At 38.6% G+C, this 23,393-nt stretch carries 22 protein-coding genes; 14 read left to right on the plus strand and 8 right to left on the minus strand.

Annotated features, from left to right (window positions below; translation table 11 throughout):
- Nucleotides 1–8 precede the first annotated feature (8 nt).
- Nucleotides 9–1,694: a tetratricopeptide repeat protein gene (locus EHR07_RS16715; protein WP_244288969.1), complete on the plus strand. Its 1,686-nt coding sequence runs from the start codon at nucleotides 9–11 to the stop codon at nucleotides 1,692–1,694.
- Nucleotides 1,691–2,860 carry a tetratricopeptide repeat protein gene (locus EHR07_RS16720; RefSeq protein WP_135746098.1) on the plus strand — a complete coding sequence of 390 codons (1,170 nt, stop codon included), beginning with the start codon at nucleotides 1,691–1,693 and terminating at the stop codon, nucleotides 2,858–2,860. The genes EHR07_RS16715 and EHR07_RS16720 overlap by 4 nt, the downstream gene beginning before the upstream one ends.
- A 5-nt stretch (nucleotides 2,861–2,865) precedes the next feature.
- Here EHR07_RS16720 and EHR07_RS16725 read toward each other — a convergent pair whose 3' ends face one another.
- Nucleotides 2,866–3,831 carry an alkaline phosphatase family protein gene (locus EHR07_RS16725; RefSeq protein WP_135746099.1) on the minus strand — a complete coding sequence of 322 codons (966 nt, stop codon included), beginning with the start codon at nucleotides 3,829–3,831 and terminating at the stop codon, nucleotides 2,866–2,868.
- Nucleotides 3,832–3,881: 50 nt separating this feature from the next.
- Here EHR07_RS16725 and EHR07_RS16730 point away from each other — a divergent pair, with 50 nt between their 5' ends.
- Genes EHR07_RS16730 through EHR07_RS16745 form a run of 4 tightly spaced genes read left to right on the plus strand, consistent with a single transcriptional unit; the run spans nucleotide 3,882 to nucleotide 7,816 of the window.
- Nucleotides 3,882–6,659 carry a hypothetical protein gene (locus EHR07_RS16730; RefSeq protein WP_135746100.1) on the plus strand — a complete coding sequence of 926 codons (2,778 nt, stop codon included), beginning with the start codon at nucleotides 3,882–3,884 and terminating at the stop codon, nucleotides 6,657–6,659.
- Entirely contained in the window at nucleotides 6,631–7,239 is a 609-nt protein-coding gene (locus EHR07_RS16735; RefSeq protein WP_135746101.1) for a tetratricopeptide repeat protein, read from the plus strand. The genes EHR07_RS16730 and EHR07_RS16735 overlap by 29 nt, the downstream gene beginning before the upstream one ends.
- The gene (locus EHR07_RS16740) at nucleotides 7,239–7,430 is read left to right on the plus strand and encodes a CopG family transcriptional regulator (protein ID WP_135746102.1); all 192 of its coding nucleotides are present in this window, start codon (nucleotides 7,239–7,241) and stop codon (nucleotides 7,428–7,430) included. The genes EHR07_RS16735 and EHR07_RS16740 overlap by 1 nt, the downstream gene beginning before the upstream one ends.
- Nucleotides 7,427–7,816, plus strand: a complete 390-nt coding sequence (locus EHR07_RS16745) for a hypothetical protein (protein WP_135746103.1) — start codon at nucleotides 7,427–7,429, stop codon at nucleotides 7,814–7,816. The genes EHR07_RS16740 and EHR07_RS16745 overlap by 4 nt, the downstream gene beginning before the upstream one ends.
- Here EHR07_RS16745 and EHR07_RS16750 read toward each other — a convergent pair.
- The 4 genes from EHR07_RS16750 to serC all read right to left on the minus strand — a co-directional run bounded on the left by EHR07_RS16750 (nucleotide 7,784) and on the right by serC (nucleotide 11,622).
- Nucleotides 7,784–9,349 carry a concanavalin A-like lectin/glucanase gene (locus EHR07_RS16750; RefSeq protein ID WP_135746104.1) on the minus strand — a complete coding sequence of 522 codons (1,566 nt, stop codon included), beginning with the start codon at nucleotides 9,347–9,349 and terminating at the stop codon, nucleotides 7,784–7,786. The two genes, EHR07_RS16745 and EHR07_RS16750, sit on opposite strands and share 33 nt — an antisense overlap.
- A gap of 89 nt (nucleotides 9,350–9,438) precedes the next feature.
- The gene (gene rpiB / locus EHR07_RS16755; protein ID WP_135746105.1) at nucleotides 9,439–9,876 is read right to left on the minus strand and encodes a ribose 5-phosphate isomerase B; all 438 of its coding nucleotides are present in this window, start codon (nucleotides 9,874–9,876) and stop codon (nucleotides 9,439–9,441) included.
- Entirely contained in the window at nucleotides 9,873–10,532 is a 660-nt protein-coding gene (locus tag EHR07_RS16760; RefSeq protein ID WP_135746106.1) for a hypothetical protein, read from the minus strand. Before EHR07_RS16760 ends, rpiB begins: the two co-directional genes overlap by 4 nt.
- The gene (serC, locus tag EHR07_RS16765; protein ID WP_135746107.1) at nucleotides 10,525–11,622 is read right to left on the minus strand and encodes a 3-phosphoserine/phosphohydroxythreonine transaminase; all 1,098 of its coding nucleotides are present in this window, start codon (nucleotides 11,620–11,622) and stop codon (nucleotides 10,525–10,527) included. The genes EHR07_RS16760 and serC overlap by 8 nt, the downstream gene beginning before the upstream one ends.
- A 124-nt stretch (nucleotides 11,623–11,746) precedes the next feature.
- Between serC and EHR07_RS16770 the strand changes: the two genes are divergently transcribed.
- Both EHR07_RS16770 and EHR07_RS16775 read left to right on the plus strand, forming a co-directional pair.
- Nucleotides 11,747–13,423 carry a P83/100 family protein gene (locus EHR07_RS16770; protein ID WP_135746108.1) on the plus strand — a complete coding sequence of 559 codons (1,677 nt, stop codon included), beginning with the start codon at nucleotides 11,747–11,749 and terminating at the stop codon, nucleotides 13,421–13,423.
- A 21-nt stretch (nucleotides 13,424–13,444) separates the two neighbouring features.
- Complete coding sequence (locus EHR07_RS16775) at nucleotides 13,445–14,629, plus strand: MFS transporter (RefSeq protein ID WP_135746109.1); 1,185 nt, start codon at nucleotides 13,445–13,447, stop codon at nucleotides 14,627–14,629.
- On the opposite strand, the gene EHR07_RS16780 is transcribed toward EHR07_RS16775, so the two are convergent.
- A complete protein-coding gene (locus tag EHR07_RS16780; protein ID WP_135746110.1) occupies nucleotides 14,626–15,732 on the minus strand; it encodes a tetratricopeptide repeat protein in 1,107 nt (368 codons plus the stop codon). The two genes, EHR07_RS16775 and EHR07_RS16780, sit on opposite strands and share 4 nt — an antisense overlap.
- 111 nt (nucleotides 15,733–15,843) lie before the next feature.
- On the opposite strand from EHR07_RS16780, the gene ilvB reads away from it, so the two are divergent.
- The 3 genes from ilvB (at nucleotide 15,844) to EHR07_RS16795 (ending at nucleotide 19,854) form a co-directional block, all read left to right on the plus strand.
- Complete coding sequence (gene ilvB / locus EHR07_RS16785) at nucleotides 15,844–17,550, plus strand: biosynthetic-type acetolactate synthase large subunit (protein ID WP_135746111.1); 1,707 nt, start codon at nucleotides 15,844–15,846, stop codon at nucleotides 17,548–17,550.
- A complete protein-coding gene (ilvN, locus tag EHR07_RS16790) occupies nucleotides 17,547–18,035 on the plus strand; it encodes an acetolactate synthase small subunit (protein ID WP_135746112.1) in 489 nt (162 codons plus the stop codon). The genes ilvB and ilvN overlap by 4 nt, the downstream gene beginning before the upstream one ends.
- Nucleotides 18,036–18,102: 67 nt before the next feature.
- Nucleotides 18,103–19,854, plus strand: a complete 1,752-nt coding sequence (locus tag EHR07_RS16795; RefSeq protein ID WP_135746113.1) for a peptidase MA family protein — start codon at nucleotides 18,103–18,105, stop codon at nucleotides 19,852–19,854.
- Here EHR07_RS16795 and trxB read toward each other — a convergent pair.
- Both trxB and EHR07_RS16805 read right to left on the minus strand, forming a co-directional pair.
- Nucleotides 19,851–20,792, minus strand: a complete 942-nt coding sequence (gene trxB / locus EHR07_RS16800) for a thioredoxin-disulfide reductase (protein WP_135746114.1) — start codon at nucleotides 20,790–20,792, stop codon at nucleotides 19,851–19,853. The two genes, EHR07_RS16795 and trxB, sit on opposite strands and share 4 nt — an antisense overlap.
- Before the next feature lie 62 nt (nucleotides 20,793–20,854).
- On the minus strand, nucleotides 20,855–21,376 hold the full coding sequence (locus EHR07_RS16805) for a tetratricopeptide repeat protein (protein WP_135746115.1): 522 nt from the start codon (nucleotides 21,374–21,376) through the stop codon (nucleotides 20,855–20,857).
- A 97-nt stretch (nucleotides 21,377–21,473) separates the two neighbouring features.
- On the opposite strand from EHR07_RS16805, the gene xerD reads away from it, so the two are divergent.
- The 3 genes from xerD to hslV are packed head-to-tail and all read left to right on the plus strand — an operon-like array spanning nucleotide 21,474 to nucleotide 23,393.
- Entirely contained in the window at nucleotides 21,474–22,382 is a 909-nt protein-coding gene (gene xerD / locus EHR07_RS16810; RefSeq protein WP_100744606.1) for a site-specific tyrosine recombinase XerD, read from the plus strand.
- Complete coding sequence (locus EHR07_RS16815; protein WP_135746116.1) at nucleotides 22,382–22,813, plus strand: ATP-binding protein; 432 nt, start codon at nucleotides 22,382–22,384, stop codon at nucleotides 22,811–22,813. Before xerD ends, EHR07_RS16815 begins: the two co-directional genes overlap by 1 nt.
- A gap of 46 nt (nucleotides 22,814–22,859) precedes the next feature.
- A complete protein-coding gene (gene hslV, locus EHR07_RS16820; RefSeq protein WP_135746117.1) occupies nucleotides 22,860–23,393 on the plus strand; it encodes an ATP-dependent protease subunit HslV in 534 nt (177 codons plus the stop codon).

Consider the following 23,393-nt stretch of genomic DNA (forward strand, 5'->3'; position numbering starts at 1 on the left):
ATCTAAGTATGAAGTTCTCGATTCAGCTCTGGATGGTTGTGCTACTCTTTTCTTTCGTTCCGGTTTCTGGAGACTCTGGATTTGAGGAAAGTCGTTATCCCTCCATTGCCAAGGCCATTCATGTTAGCCTATTACCTGATAAAAAATCGGTTCGTTTAGATTGGGATCCGCCCAAACTAGAAGGTGAAATCATTGTGGCCCGGTCCACAGTCATGATTGATAGTCCAGACAAATTGTACATTGCCGATTCTTTAGGTAGATATAAAACTTCACCTACTAGTCCTACTCGCGTTTATTTTGATTATAATTTAAAACCCGGAACCTATTATTATGCAATCGTTATGGTAACGGATGTTCGTCGTAGAGAAGTCAAACTTTTTGCTAACCAAAATTATACGGTAACCCCAATTCAAATAGCGGAAGAAAATGGCACTCCTGTCGTTGGTCAAAATCCTGAATTTCCTGCCTTTCCTGCTGATGTGGGAATTCAATCAATGGTAGGTGGGGTTTCTGGAATTACCGCAAATATAGAAAAAAAATATATTCGGTTGGATTGGACACCACCAAACGGAGCCATAGCAGGGAGAACTTTATACACAGTATATAGGTCAAATTCACCTCTGACAAGTTTGCCTCTCATGCAAAAGGCAGAAAAATTGGCTGAACTCACACATCCTGTAAATACTTTTTTAGACCAAGATTTGGATAAGTCGCAGACATTGTATTATGGAGTGTCCGTAAAACAACTTGGTGGCGAAGAAACACTTCCTTTGGAAGATAAAAAATCAACCTTACGTGTGTTTTATGTTAAACAGACTGCAAAGAATAATGCAGAAGTCATCGTGGAAGAATCTCCGATAAAACCAAAACCGGAAGTGGCATCAAACGATACACGTGCTGATTTGGGTGGAGTCATGCATGTTCGCGGGCTTGGTTATGAAAGAGTGGGGAAAGGTGCGGTGATTAGTTGGATTAGCCCAGAAGCTGCAGACGAATCCACAATTTATAGTTTGTATGCTTCTGTGAAACCACTCAACCAGGGTACAACTTCTTTTGGACAAGGGTCTGTAGTAAAAGTAGCAACTGTTGTTCACCCTAAAACTAATTTTTTTATCAAAGAGTTGAAAGAAATAGATGAACTCTATTTTGGTGTGACTGCAAAATCAAACGGAATCCCGGAAGATTATAATTTAAAAGAAAATGTTTCCTACTTTAAATATGATTTTTCAAAGGACATAACTCCTAAGGAAGAACCAAATGTTGTCGCAGAGTCTCGTCCCAAAAAAGAGCCAGAAAAGACAGATGTTTATAAAAATGAACATTCTGTAACACCAACAGAGAGTTTACCTCTGAAAGAAAATGCAGAACAGGCAAATGACTTTAAGGAAGAAACTTCTGCAACTGTTAATTATGATTTGGGACAAACAGATTTAAATCAAATTATCAAAGAAACAGTGCTTCGTAAAAAATACGAAATAGCTGTTTATAGATTGGAAGAATATTTAAAAAATGAATCTAATTCTTACCTTAAAGGAAAGGCAATGTTTTTTCTAGGGGTGAGTGCTTTAAAAACTGGTGATACAAAAAAAGCATTAAAATGTTTTTTGAAACGAGAAACTAAATCTTATTCACCATCTCGAGTGGAATTTTGGACGAATCAAACCCTAAGTCAGGCGGGTAGAGGGAATTTATGAATCGAATTATTGTATCGTTAGCGGGTTTTTTGTTTATTGTGGCAGGGCTTTCTACTGCCTATTACCAAACAAATATTTCTGCAAAAGAAGATCAGTCCCAAGCCATTGTTGAAAAAATTGCAGAAGGGGAAGAGTATTTAAAACAATCGAACCCGCAAAGTAAGGAAAAGGCAATTTCCATCTTTTCTGAGTTAGCTGGTAAGCGTGGTATTGAAAAGTATGAGTTCCAAATTAAATACAACCAAGCAAGAGCTTTGGAAAAAAACTCGGATTTTTATCCCGCCCTTGATATTTATAAAGACTTAAAAAAGAATACGAATCTTAAACCCGATGAAAAAGAACGTTTGAGTTATTCGCTTGGAAACCTGCTTTTAAAAATTGGAAACGAGTCGGAAGGAAAAGTTCATTTAGAATCTGTTTTGCAATCAAGTTCTGATAATAAACTAAGGTCAAAATCCTTTCTTTCTCTTGCTGACCACTATTACAGAACTGGTAATTTTGAAACTGCTCGTAAAAATTATACTCTAGCGTTACAAGAAGATCCTAACAATACAGAATCAAGAATTGGATGGGGTAGATCATTACGGAAACTAGGAAAAGACTGGGCTTCCTTTGATGTATTTGATGAATACATTGAAACCGCAGACCAGTTAGCTGGTGCTGATGAAAAAGTTGTAGGTGAGTATAAGGATTCGGTTTTAAAAGACGCAAAAGATAATTATACAAAAAAACAATACACTAAGGCTGTTGAGTTATTCCAAAAAGTAATCAGTGTCAATCCTACTCCTAAAAAAGAAGAAGAAGCTTTGTATTACATCGCATTGTCATTTGATGCAATGGGAAAACAAACTGAATCACTTACTTATATCAATAAAGTTTTAAATAACAGTGATTATTCGCTCGATCAAGCTGCTTTGTATAAAAAAGGAACCATTTATTTCAGACAAGGTAAATTTGAAAAAGCAGCAGGTATCTTTCAAACGATTGTAGATAAATACCCTAAAAACCAGATTACCGACAAGGCGATTGCATGGAAAAAAGAATCACTCGATCAGTTTACCGACCACAATGATCTAGATGGTTCCGATGTATCGTCTGATTCCTATTCATCTAAACCTGGTTCGGTTTCCACAAAACCAGACTCAGGAAATGATTTGGAGTTTTAGTCGGACTACCTTAGAAATTCATTCGATTTTGTATTCTGGAGGGCTTCCTCCATTCCAAAAGTTTTATAAATTTCTGGAACAATGTCTGCAAGCGAATGTATATTTTCAGCGAAGCGGTCAGCATCCTTACCATAGAGGATGGTGGCCGCCGGGTTTTCCGTATGGTTTTTTTGACTTAAGTCTTCCATATTTCCATGATCACTGGAAACAATCAGTAAGTCTTTTTTAGGATCGATTCCTTCCAAAAGTCCTCGGAAAAAACCTTCTAAGTTTTTAATGATATGTTCTGCCTTTTCCCAATCCATTGCATGTCCCACTTTGTCAGTGAGAAAATACTCATACAAAGCCAACTGGTAATTTGCAAATCTTGCGAAAGATTCCTTTCCTAATTTATAGGGATCTCTTCTTTCGAGAAGTGGATCTCCCGGTTTTAACATATCAATGCCGAGAGTTCCCATAATTTCATGAGTTAAATCCATATAAAGACCTCTGCCGTTACTCAGGTCATCGAAGTTTTTTAAAGGCCGTCCACTAGCTAACTGGACTAAGGTGGAAGCTGATACTAGTTTTGGTTTTTCTTCCACGTGTTTGAGGTAGGGAGGTGAAAAACAATTTAAAAAATCACTGAGGTGTCCCTGTTCATTTAGGACTTTGATCAGGGAATATTTGGCTATGATTTTGCGTAAGGTAATGGTGGGAAATCCACTGACATGGCGTTCGAGCACTTTCGGGCCTGGAATGCCTGTCCAAAGTGCCGTTTGGCCTGTGGCTGACTGGGGAAGGCCTGGTACACCCATATGGGCATCTGTTTTGATGTAGTGCAGTTGCGAAGGTGAAACCGGTAAGTCAGCGTCCGACTTAGGAATTCCACCAACGGGAGCTAAAAAACCTTTGGCAAATCGACTGAATGGATTGGATTTGGGATCGTAACCGGCGATGCCCACCCCATCCAAAAATACATAAAAAATCATTCCTTTCCTTGGACTGATTGGTTTTTGCCAATGACAACCCGATAATTAGAATGATGAAACGGAATTTAGGAAACCTGTCTATTCTTTTTGGATACTTACTTGTTTCCCTCCTTGTCACCTCTATTTTGTTTGGGTATTTTGAATGGATTCGGCCCAACAGAATGAAATCCAATTTAGTTTCTGCATTAAAACGTTATGATGAAGACAGGACAAAAGAGTATTTAAATACGTTAGAGTTCTTTTTTCGTGAATCGACCTTACCTTACCGTGCCTCTCAAGTAACAAATCGCATTAAACATACGTTAGGTCTTAATTATGTACGATTGTATGATGATTCCCTTCGTTTGATACACAGCACAAATGAAACAAACGAAATATTTCAACAAGAACTCAGGCAAGATCCCACCGGACTTTTAGAAGGAAAACTTCGGACTTTGGCTAACGGTGATTTTGTTTATAGAGACTTATCGGGAAAATTTTTTGTGGTTTTTCCTCCTGGTCCAACACTGCCGAAACAAATCCAAAATGCTAATTTAGAATACGGGTATTTATACTGGGCCTTTGATCCCAAGTCACAAAAAATTCTTTATACCAATGATGAGTCAATTTTGACAGGGGATAGAGAGGTTAACCAACTATTAGGACTATTTTCTGGAAAGGAAGGACAAACCATTACTTGGCAGTTAGATGGTGAAAATTCAAAACTCCTTTTGGAAAAAACAGAAAATTTTTCAGTTTATTTACTTCGGCAAGCTGACACAGAAGCAGATGAAATTCGTTTCGGATGTTTTATACTTTTTCTTGTTACCTTTACTGGTCTTTTTTATATCCGTTTTATATGGATCGTCATTCATACACCTGGATTTCAATTTAAAAGAAGAATTCTTTTGCCAGTTATTGTTTACCTTATTCTACTTTTGTTTTATCAAAAAAGTTTTGAACTTTTTCCTGACTACAGGTATTATAAACCTTGGACCAAACATCGATTAATGCAATTTGAAGAGACACTTTCAGTTCTTGAAAAAAATCTTCTTCGTGAGGGACTTGGCGAAGGTGGAGGACAAGGCGAAACTGAAAGAATTGTATCTGAAATTTATCTTTGGAAAGAGGGATCTAAAGAAAACAAAACCATACAAAATCGATTTGGCACTGAAATTTTTGGTTTATTTCAAAGGATACAAAATCATCCGATTACGATCCTTGTGGAGTCAGAATTTGATTTAGTTTATTTAATTCCCAAACGAAACCATGAAGATTCATCCATATCTATTTTAATAGCGGTTCTTGATTCCAATCTTCTACAAGCCAAAAAAGAAAAAGACCGTGATGAGTTTTATTTCCCTTTAGTCTCTGCAAAACTATCGGATAACAAAAGTAAGGAGCAGGTTTTATTTAATCCAAGAACCTGGAAAGTGGAAGACACATCTCGGTTTGTTCATTTAGATTCGAAAAAACAGTCAGTAGGTTTTTTACATCATAAATTTCATTCTTATTATATAGCCAAAGAACATGGAAAACCTGGCTTTTTATCGGGTTTGTCAGTATATCGTTATTCTTCCTTCCCTCCATATTTATTTAGTTTTGGATATTTGTTTATCGGACCTTGGATATTTTTTGTCTTATGGGCATCTTTCAAAAGAAAATGGGACCATCGCGTTATGTTAGGGGAATCCCCTTTAGTGAGCGAAGAGTCATTCGAGAAAGAAGTGGTGATAAAAAAAGAGGTGATTCACAAAGAAGGAATTGAAACAAAAATGGAGCCCATTATAAAGAATACAAATCCTGTGAAAAAAACGAGTTTTAAAATTTTACCTCCTGCTACTTGGAGACGAGTGGCCATCTTAGATGCAGTACAAAAAAAACGAGAAACTATTTTTAATCCTGAGTTGGAGAAATTGGTTCAATCAGTGACCAAAAGAGAAGAAACACAGGAAGTAACTAAACCCAAACCTTCTATCGAAAATTTTGCTACCTTGGTTCCTGAAGAAAAACGAGTGGAGTATGGTTTACTAGATAAAATTTATCGTGAAAACGAAATATCTTACGATGGGATAGTTGGTTATACAAAAAACTTTATTTCCAGACTTGGTTCACCAAGGTTTTCCTATTTGTTTTTGAATGATTCCTTGGGTTCCTTTCATAATCAAATTTCCTCGGGTCTAGACTATAACACTCGTTCTAACTTAATTTTTTTACACCATGATCCGTATTTACCTTTTGATGATTCCGGTTTTGCAATGTTTGATGTTGATGATACCGTTAGGCTTGACCGTTTTATTGCTAAAAAATTTTCTTGGGAGATTCTTTTACAAACAGAAACTATCATTGCTTTTCATATGGAATCTTTAGGTTTTCCAGGTATCTTCTTAGTGCTTTTGAATAAAGAAGAAAGGGCAAAGTTTTTAGATTCCCATAAACGGATGATCCAGGAGAAACTTCGTCAGGTAATTCCTGCCCTTCATGTTCTTGTGGAAAAAGAAGAAAGAAAACCTGAATTTTTAAAGGATAGTTTATCTTGGATGATTCGTTCCTTTATGCAAGCCACCTTTGGTGGAAAAAGGGCCACTTCGGTTCTTCGAATCCAATGGCCTGAATACAATCCAACTCCAGAATGGGAGCGTTCCAAAAAGCATTTTATTGATTCCATTCAAACCTATTTAGAAAGTAAAGATCGATTGATCGAAACATCACCTAATTCTATGTTAATTGTAACGGCAAAAGATTTGTATCTTTCCGTGATTCAGAAATTACAAGAGTTACCGTTTCGACATGAAATCAAATCGATGAAATTTCCAGACGATGGACAAAACTACTATTTATACTTTTAGATTTGTTTGTATCTTATTTTTATCGACCCAATTGATCTGGGCCGGCGGTAGCAAAAAAAAAGAAGAAACTTCGGCTCTAAAAAAACAAATTTATAATCTTCACAAAGTAGATGAAGAAACTTCCTCCATTCCTTATTTGGAACGTTATCTGGATCTTAGCCAAAATGAATTGTATTTTAAGTTATTATATGCGAAAGCCTTGCTCTATAGAAACGATTTGTCGGTTCCAAAACCTGATGAACCCGCTGAAGACAGAATCAATAAAGCAAAACTCATTCAAAAAAATTATAATCTTTCTTCCAAACTTTTCCAAGAGAATGTTTTACATTTAGAAAAATTACGTCCCAGAGATCCAAACTTAGGAAGATGGTATTATCTTTGGGCTTTTAGTGAGTGGTTTTCGGATAACAAAGAAAAGGCGATTAAGCTTTTTCAAAAGGCTGTAAAGTTAGACTACCGTTTGACGGAATCATATTATAATATTGCTTCCCTTTATGAATCTTTGGGGCAGTGGCAAGACGCCAGTTTGTATTGGCGAAAATTCGAAAAGGCAGAAAAGGAACTGGAAGAAGAAGACTAATGGCAAAAATAGATAAACGATTTCAAATTCTGCTTTCGGAAGAGGAACAGATATTATTAAAAAATGAAGCAAAAAGGAGAGGAGTTTCGCAAGGAGAATTGGTTCGTATGGCACTTAAAAATGAAATCATTCAAAAGTCGGAACTTCTGAAAAGACAAGCAGTTGTTGCTTTAATGGAGTTATTCGATTGAAACTTTATTTATCTTCCTCCGTTCTTTTTGCTTTGTTACGTTCCTCACGGAAAACAAAAATTCAAAACCTTTTGTTTGAATCATTGGAAAAACACGATAGATTTTATACCTCAGCCCTATCAATTTTTTTATTATTTCAACTTTTAGGAGAAATAGGGTTTGAGAAAAAAAAGCAAATCCTTCGTTATCTTGAAGATCTTACTGATTCTATTTTTGATTTGGATACAGAAGCTGTGAGAACAGAAATTTTTATGTCTGAGACTTGTGATATTGAAATGGCAATTGCATTAAAAGAAGGGATGGATAGTGTTCTTGTTGATTTGGAAAGGGAGATTTCCTCCCTTCCTTTACTTTCAGTTCGAAACTTCTTTTGGGAAACTAAATGAAATGGCTGGGGAAAGTGGACTTCTTTGGTCTTTAGAATCCCATTCGTTTAAATAACGATTGTAAGATGAGATTCTAAAATAATATGTTAAACCCGGTTGGAATAAAAGTCCTCGTTTTTCTTTTCTGGAAACATCCACTTGGTCTGCAAGTGGTCTAAAATCCTCGGAATTCAGTTCCCCTTCTGGTATATAAATATTATTTACCAAAGTTTCTTCTGTTATACAAAATCTTTTGTTTTGGAATCCACTTTCGTCTTCATTACCATCAATTTTAGCTAAGTTTCCATTTTTGTCTTTTTTTACAAAAACAGAACCTAACATTCTATTGGGCAGTAGGCCATAATGAATCAGATAACCTCCGCCATTTTGAACTTCCTTTTCGTGGTTGGAGTTCCATAAAAAACAAAGTGGTTTTCCTGGTTCTGGATTTGATTCCAATCGAAACCTTGTTGGAACATCCGGCGGTGTTTGTTCTGTATACTCAAAGGATAAAGCTAATACTTTGGGAACGGAATTCCCCATTGGGTCTGGGCGAAACCATAATTTCCATTGGTAGTATTTGAATTTGTTTTTGGGCAGGTCACTCTCTAATGATCTGATTCTTGTCCACGGAAGATGGATGTTGGAATCCACAAACTTTTGGTTGGAACCTCGAAAGTAAAGTTCTAACATTGTATCTTTTGGTTGTTCTACATTCCACTGAACACGCGTTAAACTTGAATTGCTATATTTGGTTTCTAAAACGGGGGAAATAGCCGTATTTCCTTCCATAAAACCAATTTTGGTTTCATCATCATAACGAACTTTCTCAAACTTTGTATATTCTACTTCAGGTTCCCCTTTATGGATATGAAACCCATCCAAGTTACCATAAAACGATTTCCCGAGAACTAGGGGAGTAGAATCATTTTCAGGAAATCCAAATCCTATCGTATCGGCTTGTTTGTTTTCATATTCCGCCGTTTCGATACCATTTTGATACATTATGTACTTATGATTGAGTGTATCAAAATAAATGGAGATGACTTCCCAAGTTTTTCGTTTGAGTTTCACTGGTGATTCTAAAATGAAACTGGCGGTCCTTCCATCCGATTTTTGGAGAAGGTTATTTACATAGAGAGTTGGTTTACTTTCGTTTAACTCTAGTGAGATGCCATATTTTTTCCCTTTCACAAATACAGTTCTATCCAAAATGACAGAACCTGCGCCTTGTTCCCCTAAACGAATGGGTATGCTAATGGTAAAAGGATCGGGGTGAGTTCCAAAAAGAGAATTCCCGGAAACAGAAAGATGGATTTGGTTTCTTCGACCTGAAAAATACGCGGATCGTTTGCCAAAAAAATAGGTTTGGTCATCCGTTAAATAAGAAGAAGAAACGACAGATATGGATTTGGATTTATAAGGAATTCCGGATTCTGTGATCTGTGGTTCGGATACCTCTCCTTCAAAATCGAAAAAAAGTTCGCCGTGTTTGGGTGTATTTTCTTTAGGTTTGAGGAAGTTCTTTTTGCCTGGCTCTGAATTTTGAACCACACCAAATTTTTTCCAGAGGCCGAGGTTTATATTCTCTTTTTTGGGGACTTCCCATCCTAAGATCGGTAGACCCCAAATGAAGAATAATACTACGATTGTTCTTCGATTTGTCCCAATCGTTTTTGGTGCCTTCCACCTTCGAATTCTGTTTCTATCCATTTTTTTACGATTCTCTGTGCTAAATCTGTTCCGAGAACCCTTCCCCCTAAAACCAAAACATTGGCGTTGTTATGGCGTTTGGACATTTCCGCCGTAAACTCATCATGGCAAAGGGCCGCTCGAATGCCTTTGAAACGGTTGGCGACAATGGAGGCTCCAATGCCTGTTCCGCATAGGGCGATGAGTTTCGGAACTTCACCGGAAAGAACCTTTCGGCAGGCATCTCCAATGATGGTGGGGTAGTCGACGGACTCTTCGCTCTTAGTACCGTAATCGACAATTTCATAAGTTTCCTCGAGACTTTTCCTGAGGAATTCTTTGAGAGCAAATCCTCCGTGGTCAGAAGCAATTCCAATTTTTTCTTTCATTCGGCTTTTTCCTTTCGTTGTTTCAGGGCATCTGTATAAGACTTCAAAGATTCTAAGGAAAGAGAGAGTAAAAACTTATCTCTTTCGCGGAGTAAGGTTCCGTAATATCCAGTAAAAAGATCTAAATATCTTTTGGATTTACCTTTTGGATTTTTTTCAGATAGGTATTCGATGGAGAGGTTTGTGATTTCCTCTTTTACTTCTGTATGTGCTTCAAACCATTGTTTGGCGAGATTCACTTCTCCCGGTGTGAGTGGGTAAGGCCTTGCATCAGAAAGTAAAATCCTCCACTCATAGGAAAAATACATTTCTTCCTTATCCTTACCGGAGAGTAGGGAGGCCTTAAAATACTCTCCTAAATCTGAGGTAAGAGGGTCATCCTCGGGAAGGGTTTTGGATACTACTTCCAGAAAACAGTTTAGTGAATTTAGGCGAAGTTCTGCTGATTCTTTGGCATATTCTTCCATCTTAGTCCGGTCCAAATTGATAAGATTGGGACTAATGGGACCTGCTGGGATTTCTTTTTTTAAAGGAACATAACAATCTTTCGCTGCTTCCCATCCCAAGTTCCCTTCGGGAATCCAAAGGGAATGGGCAGATACTGATCCTACAAAAATAAAAAAGAATAAAAGGTTGGTTTTTGGAAAACTACCCATGGGTTCTTTCAAATTCTTTGATAAAGGAAATCAGGGCATCCACACCTTCTTCCGGCATCGCATTATAAATACTCGCACGAAATCCACCTACGTCGCGGTATCCTTTGAGTCCAGCAAACCCTTGTTCTTCGGCAAGGGATAAAAATTTAGAATCCAAACTATCGTTATGGCTTCTAAAAACTACATTCATCGCAGAACGAAACTCTTCCGGAACCGGTGCATAAAAAAGTTTGGATGCATCGATGGCATCATACAATTTTTTTGCTTTCCTTTCGTTTGTGACTTCCATTGCCGCAAGGCCACCATTCCGTTTTAAGTATTTAAACACGAGTCCTGCTATGTAGATGGAATAAGTGGGAGGTGTATTGTACAAAGATCCATTTTTTTCCATCAGTGCAAAGTTCATTAGGTTAGGAATCGGGTGATCCTGTGTTGGTAATTTTTCCTTGTCGTAAATGACAAGTGTGAGTCCAGACGGCCCAATGTTTTTTTGTGCTCCCGCAAAGATGACAGAAAAGTCTTCAATGGGAAGTTTTCGACTAAGAAGTTCGCTTGTCATGTCCGCAAAAAGAGGAGCTTTTTTTAATTTAGGAAAAATTTGATAACGAGTTCCATAAATAGTATTGTTGGAAGTGATATAAACATATTTGGCTCCCTCATTCACGATCTCGTCAGTGATGGTGGGAAGTTTCATATATTGTGAATCGGCCCCATTAAAAATGGATTTTACATTCGGATAAAATTTCTTTGCTTCTTCGAAAGCTTTTTTGGCCCAAACTCCGGTGAGTGCAAAATCAGCAGAGTCTCCTGCTTTTAAATAATTAAAGGGAATGGCAGAAAATTGTAAAGTGGCTCCACCTGGAAAATAGACCACCGCATAACGGGAAGGTAGGTCGAGTAATTCCCTGAGGTCACTGAGCGATTCGTCCAAAATATTTTGGAAAACCTTTCCCCTGTGGCTCATTTCCATAACGGACATTCCAGTTCCCTTGTAATTTAGGAACTCACTTTGTGCTTCCTCCATGACTTCTGTGGGCAACATGGCAGGGCCGGCATTAAAATTGAAGACTCTGTGCGTAAATGTAGGCATTCTCCCACAGAATTTTGAAGATCAGGCCCCCGGTAAATAGATTTTTATTCTAAAACTTGCTTTGCAGAATCACAAAGGTTGTTATTCTTGTGGGCATCTTTACCCCAAATTTCGTGAGGAAACAATGAGAATTTCTCGTTCCATCATCATCTGTCTAACTTTTGTCAGTCTTTCACTGACAGCCCAATCCAAAGCCCCACTCGGTGAGTCCGAAATTAAGGGTTCCAAAAAAATCGAATTCATCAACCGTTCCTTACGTAAGGCCTCGGACGAAATCATCCAGGAAAATACCGAAATTGGTCGCAAACTCGCAGAAACCTTGGCCAAAGAAAGTACGGCCACAGTGGATGGGGTCAAAATCCAAAGAGTGCTTCCCGGTGCTGACGGAAAATTGGGAGCCGACATCCTTTCCCTTTCCGAATCACAAAGTTTTGACCATGTGAATTCCATAGCACGGATCATTGCTTCCTATGTGGAAAAATCTTTTCAATACAAAGCAGGAAACTCGGAAACTCTGGCTCAGTACATCCTTTATTACAACGCTACCCACAGAAAAGATTCCAAGTTTTTTACTAAAAAATATACCGAAGGTGTGATTGCTGCCACTTCTCCCGACAAATTAGGAATTGATACAGTTTATAAAAACTGGCCAGGAAAAACCCAAATCATCATTCCGATTGAAGGAAATATTTTAAAAGATAGTGGGAAGGATTTAACCACTGATGAGTTAGAAAAAGACGTCAACAAAATGGTGAAGGACAAAGAAAAAGATCCTGCAACCAAACAGAAGATGGAAGACGAAGCCAAAAAAATGGACAAGTTGCAAACCGATAAAATCAAAGAAGAAAAAAAGGTATTGCAAGATAAAAAACAAGAAGTCGCGAACGAACAAAAAGACCTCCAAGATAAAAAAGATGCATTGAAGAAAAAGGAACAAGAAACGGTTGCCAGTCTCAATGAGTTAAAAAAAGACCCGGTTAAAAACAAAACAGAGATCGAAAAGAAAACCGAAGAAATCAAACAAATCGAACAAGAAAAAAAAGACACTGAGAAAAAGTCCGAAGCTGTAGAAGCCAAAAAAGAAGAACTCAGTAAAAAAGAAGAACAAATCGCAAAAAAAGAAGAAGCAAGAACCGGAACCACCACTGGTGACACCGCTAAAAAAGATGATACCGTTCAAAAAGTGGAAGCAAAAGTAGAAGAGTTAAAATCGGAACTCGCACAAACCAAAGAAGAACTAAAGAAAAAAGAAGAACAAAGTGATAATGTTGTGAACAACAAAATTCTTTTTATGAAGTTTATCAAATATGATACAGATGGTCACTATTCGAATGAACTTTGGGCGATCGATCCTGCAAAAGATGATGCACTTTATAAAAGTTCCTATAACAATATTTGTTCTAAGGAATTTAAAGAAATCGCCAACCAAGGAGTTCTTGTTCTTGGTTATGATGGAGAAAAAGTAGAGAATCGTAAACATAAACTAGTGTTACTCGACCCAGATAAACTCGGTGTGAAAAAAACAAGTGAGTCTGCAGATATTTTCTGGAGAACACCGATGATCAATCGCGAGGATAAAATCTACGTGATCGAAAAGGTAAAAGACAAATACCATGTTTCTCGTTTTAAATCAGACTTAACTTTTGAGAAAAGAACAGAAGAACCTGTGGAAGAAAATTCTGAAATTACTTTTTTTGGGGACAAAATTTATGTGACCGGCAAACCAAAAGAAGGTGATAAAACCACAATCAAGGTATTTAAAAAAGAAGATTTAAGCCTACTTAAAACCATCGCTCCGTAAGGAGGGTGGTTCCCTTCGTTTTTGAAATATATATCAAAAACCGTTTGGGTATTATCGCTTGTGAGTCTTTTTACAGACATCGCAAGCGAAATGCTCTATCCTGTTCTCCCCATCTATCTTAAATCCATCGGCTATTCTGTTCTCTTCATTGGAATTTTGGAAGGGATCACTGAGGTTGTGGCCGGATATAGTAAAGGTTTCTTTGGAAATTTATCTGATATATCTGGGAAACGGGTTCCCTATGTACGATTGGGTTATGCACTCAGTGCCATATCCAAACCACTATTAGCCATTGGACAAATTCCTTTGGTGGTTCTTTTGGCACGTGTTTTCGATCGCATTGGAAAAGGGGTTCGCACTGGGGCAAGGGATGCAATTTTATCAAAGGAGGCGACAAAGACTTCCAAAGCACGTGTTTTTGGATTCCACAGATCTATGGATACTCTCGGTGCTGTCCTTGGTCCAAGTATCGCCTTAGTGTATTTATACTTTAACCCGCAAAATTATTTGTTTTTATTTTATCTGGCTTTGTTACCAGGCCTTGTGTCGATTGGCTTCACCTTTTTTTTAAAGGAAAAACCTGGTCAAAAGTCTGAAGGAAACCAGATCCAGGTTACTTCTTTTTTCTCTTTTCTTTCGTATTGGAAAAAAACAAACCCCAACTATCGAAAGTTAGTTTTTGGACTTCTTGTTTTTGCCTTTTGGAATAGTTCCGATGTGTTTTTGATTTTAAAAGCGAAAGAATCTGGTTTGGATGACAAGTTTGTAATTGGAATTTATATTTTTTATAATTTGGTTTATGCTTTGTTTGCCTATCCTTTGGGGATTTTAGCTGACCGAGTTGGTTTTAAAAAAATGTTTTTGTTTGGGCTTGGGATGTTTGCCACCGTTTATTTCCTTATGGGTTCCAACCAAAATCCATATCTGATTGTATTTTCGTTTTTTTTATATGGAGTTTATGCCAGTGCTACAGAAGGAATCTCCAAAGCCTGGATTAGTAACCTTGTTCCAAACTTAGAAGTAGGGACCGCCATTGGAATGTTCACTGGGTTACAAAGTGTAGCGACATTTTTTGCAAGTTCCATCGCCGGTTGGCTTTGGTATCTGTTTGGAGCTCCAATCACTTTTTTAGTGACTGGATTTTTTTCTGTTTTGGTGATTCTTTATTTTTTATTCACAAAGATAACCGAAGGTTTGGAATCTTAATCTTTTAAATATTCAATTCTTTCACGAATGGATTCATTAGAAGGATTTTTCTTTGCTAGATCTTCCAATAGTTTCACGGCTTGTGTTTTTTTACCCATAATGTCCCAAAGATCAGAAAGTTCTAAGGCAGGTCTTGGATCACTCGGAGATTTAGAAAGAAGTCCTAAGTAAATTTCTTCGGCTTTTTCCAGGTCCCCTATCAGGCGTAAGGCGGCCGCTTTTCCAAGAAGGGCAAAGTAGTCATCCCCACTGGCAAGGATTTTATTAAAACATTCCAAAGCCTTGTCATAATTACCAAGTCCTCGGAGGGAATCGGCATAGCGGTTGATGATGAGTTTGTTATCGGGATCAGATTCGAGAATTTTTTCCCAATAGGTGATGGCAGTTTTAAAATCTTTTTTACCACGATAGGATTCGGCAAGTCCATAGAGGGCAAAAAAGTTTTTGGGATCTAGTTCTTTGGCACGGTCGTAATAGAGAATGGCTTTATCGAAGTCTTTAATTTTGCGGTAACTGTTTCCGATCTCTGTTAGGATTTTGATATTGTTTGGTTGGCTTGAGAGTAATTTTTCCCACCAATGGATGGCATCCACATACCTTTGGCATGCAAAGTATAAATGCCCAAGTCCTACAATCACATACTGATCGTTTGGATTGATTTGAAGTGCTTCCATGTAATACACTTCGGATTCTTTAAAGTTTTTTAATTTTCTATGAGCATCGGCAACACGAGAAAGGATACTTGCGTCTGTAATTGTTATGTGGTGAAATTCTTCCGCTACTTCAATGATTCTTTTGAGGCTATTTAAATCTCTGTAGGCATTCATAAGTCCCATAAGGGAAAACTTATTGGTGGTATCTCCAACCAAACATTTGCGGTAGTATTGGATGGCCTGTTCCGGTTGTTTTGTTTTTGCGTAATAATCACCGAGACCAACAAGGCCGTAAGTATTTGCTGGATCTTCATCCAGTAATATGTCTAATCGTTCCTTCGCTTCCTTAAAACGACCCTGATCCAGAAAACGATAAGCCTCTTTTGCTAGAGATTTTATTTTTGTGAACTTTTCATCTTCTTGTGGCTTTTCGGTATCTGTATTTTCCATATCCCTGTCCAATTTTCAGCATTCTTTTTTAGACAGTAAAAATCGACTCAAAAACGTGAGAACATTGACAACAGGCTCTTTTTTGAAGAAATGACAAAGAGGGGGGAAGGTATGTCATCTACAACCGAAGCAATTACTGGCGGCCGATTGATGGTCGAACTATTGGAAGAAGCGGGTGTGGAGATCGTCTTTGGATACCCTGGTGGTGCCATCCTCCCATTCTACGACGAACTCTATCATAGCAAAAAAATCAAACACATCTTGGTTCGCCACGAACAAGGCGCCATTCATATGGCTGAAGGTTATGCCAGGTCTACAGGTAAGTTAGGTGTTTGTATTGCCACTTCCGGCCCTGGTGCTACCAATTTAATCACAGGGCTTACCGATGCCAAATTAGATTCCATTCCCATCCTTGCCATCACAGGCCAAGTCGCAACAGATGCCATTGGAACTGATGCTTTCCAAGAAGCCGATATTTTTGGAATCACCATACCGATTACTAAATACAATGCACTGATCAAAAAAGCAGATGATCTTTCTCGCCATTTTGAAGAAGCCATCAAAATTGCAATGGGTGGAAGACCTGGCCCTGTGCTTTTGGATTTTCCCAAAGATGTGCAATTGGAAAAAACAACTGTCAGAAAAGCATCTGCACTTAAAATTGCTCCCCATCATTATGAAAGACCAAAAGTCAAAGGGGACCCACAAGAATTTGCAGATGCTTTGAACCAAGCCAAACGCCCGTTACTCTATGTAGGTGGTGGTGCGATCAATTCCTTTGCGTCAGCGGAAATCAAAGCTTTGGCAGAAAAAGCAAATGCTCCCGTAACAACAACTCTGATGGGACTTGGTGCCTTTCCTGGTACCCATCCACTTTCTGTAGGAATGCTTGGAATGCATGGAACTGCTTATGCCAACAAAGCAGTGTTAGAATGTGATTATATTTTAAACTTAGGTGCCAGGTTTGATGACCGTGTTGCCAAATACCAAGACTTTGCTCCGAATGCCGTTCGCGCCCACGTAGACATTGATGCTGCTGAGTTTAACAAACGTGTGAATGTAGATCATATCCTTCATGGAGATCTAAAGGATGCCATCCGCGAAATCCTTCCTTTTGTGAAAGGGGGAGACCGTACTTCTTGGATTGAAAATATTCAGAACCTAAAGAAAAATCATCCTCTCGATTTTGACAATAGTGGGGACAGTATCAAACCACAAGACTTCTTACAAAAAGTGTATGCCAAAACCAAGGGAGAAGCCATTGTTTCTACCGATGTGGGGCAACACCAAATGTGGGCAGCGCAGTATTATTTATTTGATAAACCAAATACTTGGTTAACCTCTGGGGGACTCGGAACTATGGGTTACGGACTTCCTGCGGCCATTGGTGCTAAGTTTGGAAACCCTGATAAAACTGTGATTTGTGTTACAGGAGATGGTTCCTTTCAAATGTGTATTCAGGAACTAGCAACGATCGCACAATCTCAGTTAGGTGTAAAGATTTTACTATTTAATAATAACTTCCTTGGTATGGTTCGTCAATGGCAGGAACTATTTTATGAAGAGAGATTCAGTGAGTCGCAATGGACATACAATCCAAACTTTGTTAAACTTGCTGATGCTTATGGCATTCCTGCCATGAGAATCGAACACAAATCTGAAATTGAGAAAGGTGTGGAATTTTTCTTAAAAGATAATGGATCAGCTCTCATTGAAGTCATGATTCCTGCAGAAGAAAAAGTATTCCCAATGATCCCTGCTGGAAAATCACAACAAGACCTAATCGAATTTAAAGACTTGGGGAAATTGAAAAAATGAAACACACTCTAAGTATTTTAGTAAATAACCATCCAGGCGTCATGAGCCATGTTTCTGGACTTTTCACACGTCGCGGATACAATATTGATTCCATTGCCGTTGGTGTGACTGACAATGTAGATGTATCCTCTATGACCATAGTTTTGAATGGGGATGATTTTATAGTGGGTCAGGTGAAAAACCAACTCCTTAAACTTCCCGATGTTTTGCGAGTACAGGACATGGCATATGCAAGTTCTGTACAAAGGGAACTGGTGCTCATTTCCTTTTCGATTTCTGAAACCAACCGAAGTGAAGCCCTTACCATTTGTAATGGATTTGATGTTAAAATTTTAGAAATGACAGAAGACTCACTTCTTATTGAGTTTTCCGGAAATTCGAGACAGGTGAGTAATATCATCTCTGTGCTTAAACCTTTTGGAATCCGCGAAATTTCTCGTACGGGGCAAATTGCGATCGCCTATCGCAACCAAAACGCCGTTTAGAATCCACTTGACAGGGTTCTCATTTTCTTAGATCATTGGGGCGTTAAAGTGAGTGCCACTAAGCCCCATGATTCGTAAAATTATAACCTACACACTTGTCCTCCTAACTTCCGTTATCTATTCTGAAGTCGAAAGATCCAAGGTTTCTCTGAAAAGGGGACCCGGCGCCGATGTATTGTATTTCGATTTTGGAGAAACTGCACCCAGTTCTTATCTTGGTGTAGAAAGACTCCAGGAACCCAAATTAGAAGATTTGCATTTAGGTTTTTTAGAACCCACTCCTGGGTATTACCAAGGGCCAGACGGGGGAGAAGTATACCAATGGGCCAAAAACCATTACCAATGGAAACGTGCGGATGGTAGTGTTTATACAGAGTGGGCCAACGGAACATTTAAATTAGATTTTCCCTCGGGCACAGGTTTTGTTTCGGCACCAGCTTCATGTAATGGATGTTTGTCGACACTCATCTGGAATTATCCTGATTTAACGAAAGTCACTAAATACTGGATGGCACATCGAAAAGAATACGACTACATTCGCCAAAAACCAATTGCATTCGAAAACTATCTTCTCGTGAGTGAAACTAAATTTGGAAAACCAAAATTAGAATTCGGAAACTATGTATTTTACGGATCTGAAAAATGGTCCGAGTATTTACGAGTGTTTGGTGATAATTTTAAAATGAAACCTTTTCTTTCTTTTATGAAATCAGAGTTTCAATTGGAAAACAGAGGAAAAATCCCTGTTTTGTTATTCGATAAATATGAGGAAATTAAAGATTATATTGGTGCTGATATTCCCGGCGGTTCCGAAGAGGGTGGTTTTGGAGGTAGGGATTCCATTACTTTATGTTGTGGGGAAAAAATGCCACAACCCACTGGGGTTTTGGAGTTTGATTCCGATGCACTTAGACGCATTCATTTTGGGACTTTTTACCATGAGGCAGTTCACAACTTAGAACAAATCTCTTGTCTAAAAATCCAAACAGAAACAGGTAAATTTCCACAAACCGATATTTTAGATCCTTGGTTTGAAGAGGGACTTGCCAACTATGCGGAGGCAAAATTTTACGAGCGAAAACAATTCCATATTTATAATGATGCAGAAAAGTTAATTCGAGAAAACAAAGTTCCGAAATCCTTCAAAGCATTGTTAGATGCAAAATTCAAAGATTTACTTCCTTATTCTATTGGACCACTTCTTATCAAACATATCCATGAAACCTATGGAAAAGAAGCCATCATTTCTTACCAAAAGGAGACATGTGTAGGAGTATCACCCCTCCTTGCCTTACAAAACGCCACAGGTGTTTCTCCCGACCAAATTTTAAAAGATAGTTTGTCTCGTTTTGAAAAAGAAAAAGATTCTATCCTTCGGAATGGAAAAAAACTGCAGTTAGCAGGTTTTACTACTATGAACTCTAAATTTCCTAATGAATATAAGAACTTTTTAGACAAAGGATTTAGTTTACCTGAATCGGCAGTGGATATCAAATCTTATACAGACTTACCTAGTTTGCAAAAAATCTTTCCGGCAAATGTGGAAACATATTCAGGTAAATTAGAAGGAGATTTTCTCGGTCCAAATTCCAGTTATTTTTATCTTTGGAAAAAAGGGAACTACCGTTGGTATGGAGATTCCTTTGAAGCAAATGTTTTCCCGGGAAATCAAATACTTTTCCGAGGTTCTAATTTTACACTGATTGAATGGGAAGATGGGAAAAAACAATATATATCACCGAAGGGAGATTCGGTGATATTTTTTAATTTGGAGTCAAAATCCTATTTGGACATAAATGGAAAACAGGTCACTCCTTAGTGACCTTCTAACCAACGTTCGGCTTCTAGAGCCGCCATACAACCGCTACCTGCTGCGGTAATGGCTTGTCTGTACACTTTGTCCTGAACATCCCCTGCCGCAAATACTCCAGCCACATTGGTTTGTGTGGTTCCCGGTTTTGTAACGATATAACCAGTTTCATCTAAATCCAATTGTCCTTGGAACACTTCTGTGTTGGGCACATGTCCAATCGCATAAAAAAGACCACCCACTTCTAAATCCTTTTTGGATTTGTCTTTTGTACTTTCTAAAACGATGGAAGTAAGGCCTCCAGGACCACCTTTTGCTTCTACCACAGTTTGGTTCCAAAGGATTTCGATTTTTGGATGTTCCATGGCCCGTTTTTGCATGATTTGGGAAGCACGGAGTTGGTCACGTCTCACCACTAAATACACTTTGGATGCAAACTTAGTCAGATGGTTTGCTTCTTCTACAGCGGAATCACCGCCACCCACAACGGCAAGTGCTTTGTTGCGGTAAATCGGGAGGGCACCATCACAAACGGCACAGGCAGAGATCCCGCGTTGCCAGTAGGTTTCTTCCCCTGGGACGTGCATCCGTTTTGCAGTGGCACCAGTGGCAATGATCACGGATTCTGCTTTGATTTCTTCATCGTCTGACCAAAGAGTAAATGGGCGTTTGGAAAAATCCACTTTAGTAATGGTTTGGGTGTGGATAGTCGTTCCGTATTTAGACGATTGTTCCCGAAATAGTTGGGTGAGTTTGGTTCCATCAATTCCCTCTGGAAAACCGGGAAAGTTTTCCACTTCTGTCGTGGTGGTGAGCTGTCCACCGGCAGCCACTCCTCCTGCCATAAATCCTTCATACATCACCGGGTTTAAATTGGCTCTTGCAGCGTAAATGGCTGCGGTATGTCCTGCGGGACCGGATCCGATGATGACAACTTTATGGTTCATAATTTCTCCTGTTTTGTATCTTGTTCTTAATTGTTTAGACTTAAAGTTTATGGGGTCATCGTCTATTTTGTTTCGCAAGCCCGAACCCACGGCGCATAGTAGGGATCCCCTGCGAGAGGACTTTTTTCCAAGGTCAGTAGGTAGTCCTTCTGTTTGAACCCTCTAGTAAGGCAAAGGTAAGTGGTTTCGAAAAATTCCAAAGTTTCTTTTTTTCCCTGGAACCGAATTTCTTCCAAAATTTCCAATGCCTCTTTTTCGTATCCTGTGGTAAGATAAAGCCGAAAGAGTTCCCTTTGTACTTCTGTGTCGTCCCTTTTTTGTTTGTGATATTTTTCCAAATAAAAAATGGCTGTGGCAATGGATTGGTTACTTTCTGCAAGTAGGAGTCCCATTCGTTTCAGAACAGGATCGTAATCAGGGTTCTCACGCAGGGAAAGTTCGTAATAATAGAGGGCTTTGGTCTTTTCTCCAGCCATTTCCCATTTTTTACCCTCTTCGAAAAGGGATCTTTCCTTTCGGCCGCAATTAACGACTAACAGACTGGCAAACGTGAGTAAAAAAATAAGGGAGTTTCTATGAACCACATCTCCTTTTTTCCTGACATAGCCATTTGTGGCAAAAAAAATAATAAGTCTCTTTAAGCTTTTTGTCCGACTCTTTAAGTAACATAAGAGAGTAAAGATGGGTTCCAAATTGCCAGTTTCTCAAAATCAGCTTTTACAAACATTTCAAGAATACTTGTCCGTAGAAAAAGGACTGAGCGATAATTCGATATATTCCTACGGATACGATCTCAATAAGTTTGCGATCTTCTTGGAAAAGGAACATATCAATTTCTTAGAAGTAAAAGCAAATGATATTATGCGGTTTCTCGAAGAAGAAAGAGAACGTAAAATTTCCGCTAAAACATTGGCTCGAGAAGTGGTTGCCATCAGACAGTTTTATAAGTATCTTCGAGATGAAAAAAGGTTAGATTCCAATCCAACCGAAAAAATTGAAACTCCCGAAGTTGCAAGAACCATCCCTGATTATTTAACTCAAACCGAAATTGATGAACTCTTTCGTAATATCAAAGAGGACAATTTGTACGAACTTCGTGACAAATGTATCTTTGAACTTTTATATTCTTCTGGGCTTCGTATCTCGGAAGCATGTAATTTAAAAATGACCGATATCGACATGGAAAACATGACAATCACTGTAGAAGGAAAAGGGGGAAGACAACGCCTTGTTCCTTTTGGTGAAAAGTCATTGGATATTTTGAAAAAATACCTAAGTGAAAGTCGCACAGAAATTTTGAAAAAAAGAACTTGTGAGTTTGTATTTGTTTCTAAAAAAGGGTCGTATATCAACCGTAAGTCGGTATGGCGCCTTTTAAACCATTATATCAAACGCACAAAAATAAAGAAAAAAGTAACACCACACACTCTTCGCCACTCTTTTGCTACTCACCTTCTTGAGAACCATGCAGATCTCAAATCGGTTCAGGAACTTTTGGGTCATATCGATATTTCGACGACTCAAATTTATACTCATATGGCAAATAAAACTCTGAAGGAAGTTCATAAGAAATTCCATCCGAGAGGATAATGTCGACACAAAAGAAACCCACGGACTACGGTAAAGTAGTCCGTATCCAAATCCCTTCCAACCCCCGTTTTGTATCTCATACTCGTAATTATTTTTTTAATCTTTGTTTAGAACATGGATTTTCTCTTTATGATTCACTCGACCTGAAACTCGTGATCGGGGAAGCCATTGTGAATGTCATCCGCCATGCCTATTCCGGAAACACAGGCAAACCCATTTTTATTGAATTTCAATTTGATAAAGACCGTGTGGAAATTCGATTGCGGGATTATGGAAAAAAAGTGGAACCGGGCGAACTTCGTAGTTTTGATCTTAGCGACTACAGAGAACATGGGATTGGACTTTTTATGATTAAAGAACTCACGGACTATTATTTCCTCGACCAATCTTTTGACGTAGGGAACCAAATGGTTCTCATCAAAAGAAAGTAACCTCCATTTTTCTCGACAACACTCACCATTTTGGAATTTTATCCTTATGGAAACAATTCACGCAACGACCATCCTTTCTGTTCGTAAAAACGGTAAAATTGCCGTAGGGGGAGACGGTCAAGTATCCATGGGAAATACGGTAATGAAACATACCGCAAAAAAAGTCAGAAGACTTTACAACGGTAAGGTGATTGCCGGATTTGCTGGAAGTGCCGCAGATGCCTTCACTCTATTTGAACTTTTTGAAAAAAAATTAATCGAACATGGTGGATCTGTCTCTCGGGCAGCAGTGGAGCTTGCTCGTGAGTGGAGGATGGACCGGATGCTTCGTAGGCTTGAGGCACTTCTTATTGTTTGTGATGCCAATGAATCTTTTTTAATTTCCGGAACGGGAGATGTGATTTCACCGGATGATGGAGTGCTTGCCATTGGTTCTGGTGGGAATTTTGCGCTTTCGGCTGCTCGTGCTCTTGTACAAAACACGGATATGGATCCAAAAGACATCATTACCAAGGCAATGGCGATCACTGCGGATATTTGTATATACACTAACCATAATTTGGTGATTGAGGAATTATAA

Source organism: Leptospira bandrabouensis, from assembly GCF_004770905.1.
Taxonomy (GTDB): Bacteria; Spirochaetota; Leptospiria; order Leptospirales; family Leptospiraceae; genus Leptospira_A; species Leptospira_A bandrabouensis.

Excerpts from the sequence above, each read along its gene's own strand:
- rpiB (WP_135746105.1), bottom strand. The coding sequence starts at position 9,876 with ATGAAAGAAAAAATTGGAATTGCTTCTGACCACGGAGGATTTGCTCTC.
- EHR07_RS16760 (WP_135746106.1), bottom strand. The coding sequence starts at position 10,532 with ATGGGTAGTTTTCCAAAAACCAACCTTTTATTCTTTTTTATTTTTGTA.
- EHR07_RS16715 (WP_244288969.1), top strand. The coding sequence starts at position 9 with ATGAAGTTCTCGATTCAGCTCTGGATGGTTGTGCTACTCTTTTCTTTC.
- EHR07_RS16770 (WP_135746108.1), top strand. The coding sequence starts at position 11,747 with ATGAGAATTTCTCGTTCCATCATCATCTGTCTAACTTTTGTCAGTCTT.
- ilvN (WP_135746112.1), top strand. The coding sequence starts at position 17,547 with ATGAAACACACTCTAAGTATTTTAGTAAATAACCATCCAGGCGTCATG.
- ilvB (WP_135746111.1), top strand. The coding sequence starts at position 15,844 with ATGTCATCTACAACCGAAGCAATTACTGGCGGCCGATTGATGGTCGAA.
- EHR07_RS16730 (WP_135746100.1), top strand. The coding sequence starts at position 3,882 with ATGATGAAACGGAATTTAGGAAACCTGTCTATTCTTTTTGGATACTTA.
- EHR07_RS16780 (WP_135746110.1), bottom strand. The coding sequence starts at position 15,732 with ATGGAAAATACAGATACCGAAAAGCCACAAGAAGATGAAAAGTTCACA.
- EHR07_RS16795 (WP_135746113.1), top strand. The coding sequence starts at position 18,103 with ATGATTCGTAAAATTATAACCTACACACTTGTCCTCCTAACTTCCGTT.
- EHR07_RS16725 (WP_135746099.1), bottom strand. The coding sequence starts at position 3,831 with ATGATTTTTTATGTATTTTTGGATGGGGTGGGCATCGCCGGTTACGAT.
- xerD (WP_100744606.1), top strand. The coding sequence starts at position 21,474 with ATGGGTTCCAAATTGCCAGTTTCTCAAAATCAGCTTTTACAAACATTT.
- EHR07_RS16815 (WP_135746116.1), top strand. The coding sequence starts at position 22,382 with ATGTCGACACAAAAGAAACCCACGGACTACGGTAAAGTAGTCCGTATC.
- EHR07_RS16740 (WP_135746102.1), top strand. The coding sequence starts at position 7,239 with ATGGCAAAAATAGATAAACGATTTCAAATTCTGCTTTCGGAAGAGGAA.
- hslV (WP_135746117.1), top strand. The coding sequence starts at position 22,860 with ATGGAAACAATTCACGCAACGACCATCCTTTCTGTTCGTAAAAACGGT.
- trxB (WP_135746114.1), bottom strand. The coding sequence starts at position 20,792 with ATGAACCATAAAGTTGTCATCATCGGATCCGGTCCCGCAGGACATACC.
- EHR07_RS16735 (WP_135746101.1), top strand. The coding sequence starts at position 6,631 with ATGGACAAAACTACTATTTATACTTTTAGATTTGTTTGTATCTTATTT.
- serC (WP_135746107.1), bottom strand. The coding sequence starts at position 11,622 with ATGCCTACATTTACGCACAGAGTCTTCAATTTTAATGCCGGCCCTGCC.
- EHR07_RS16720 (WP_135746098.1), top strand. The coding sequence starts at position 1,691 with ATGAATCGAATTATTGTATCGTTAGCGGGTTTTTTGTTTATTGTGGCA.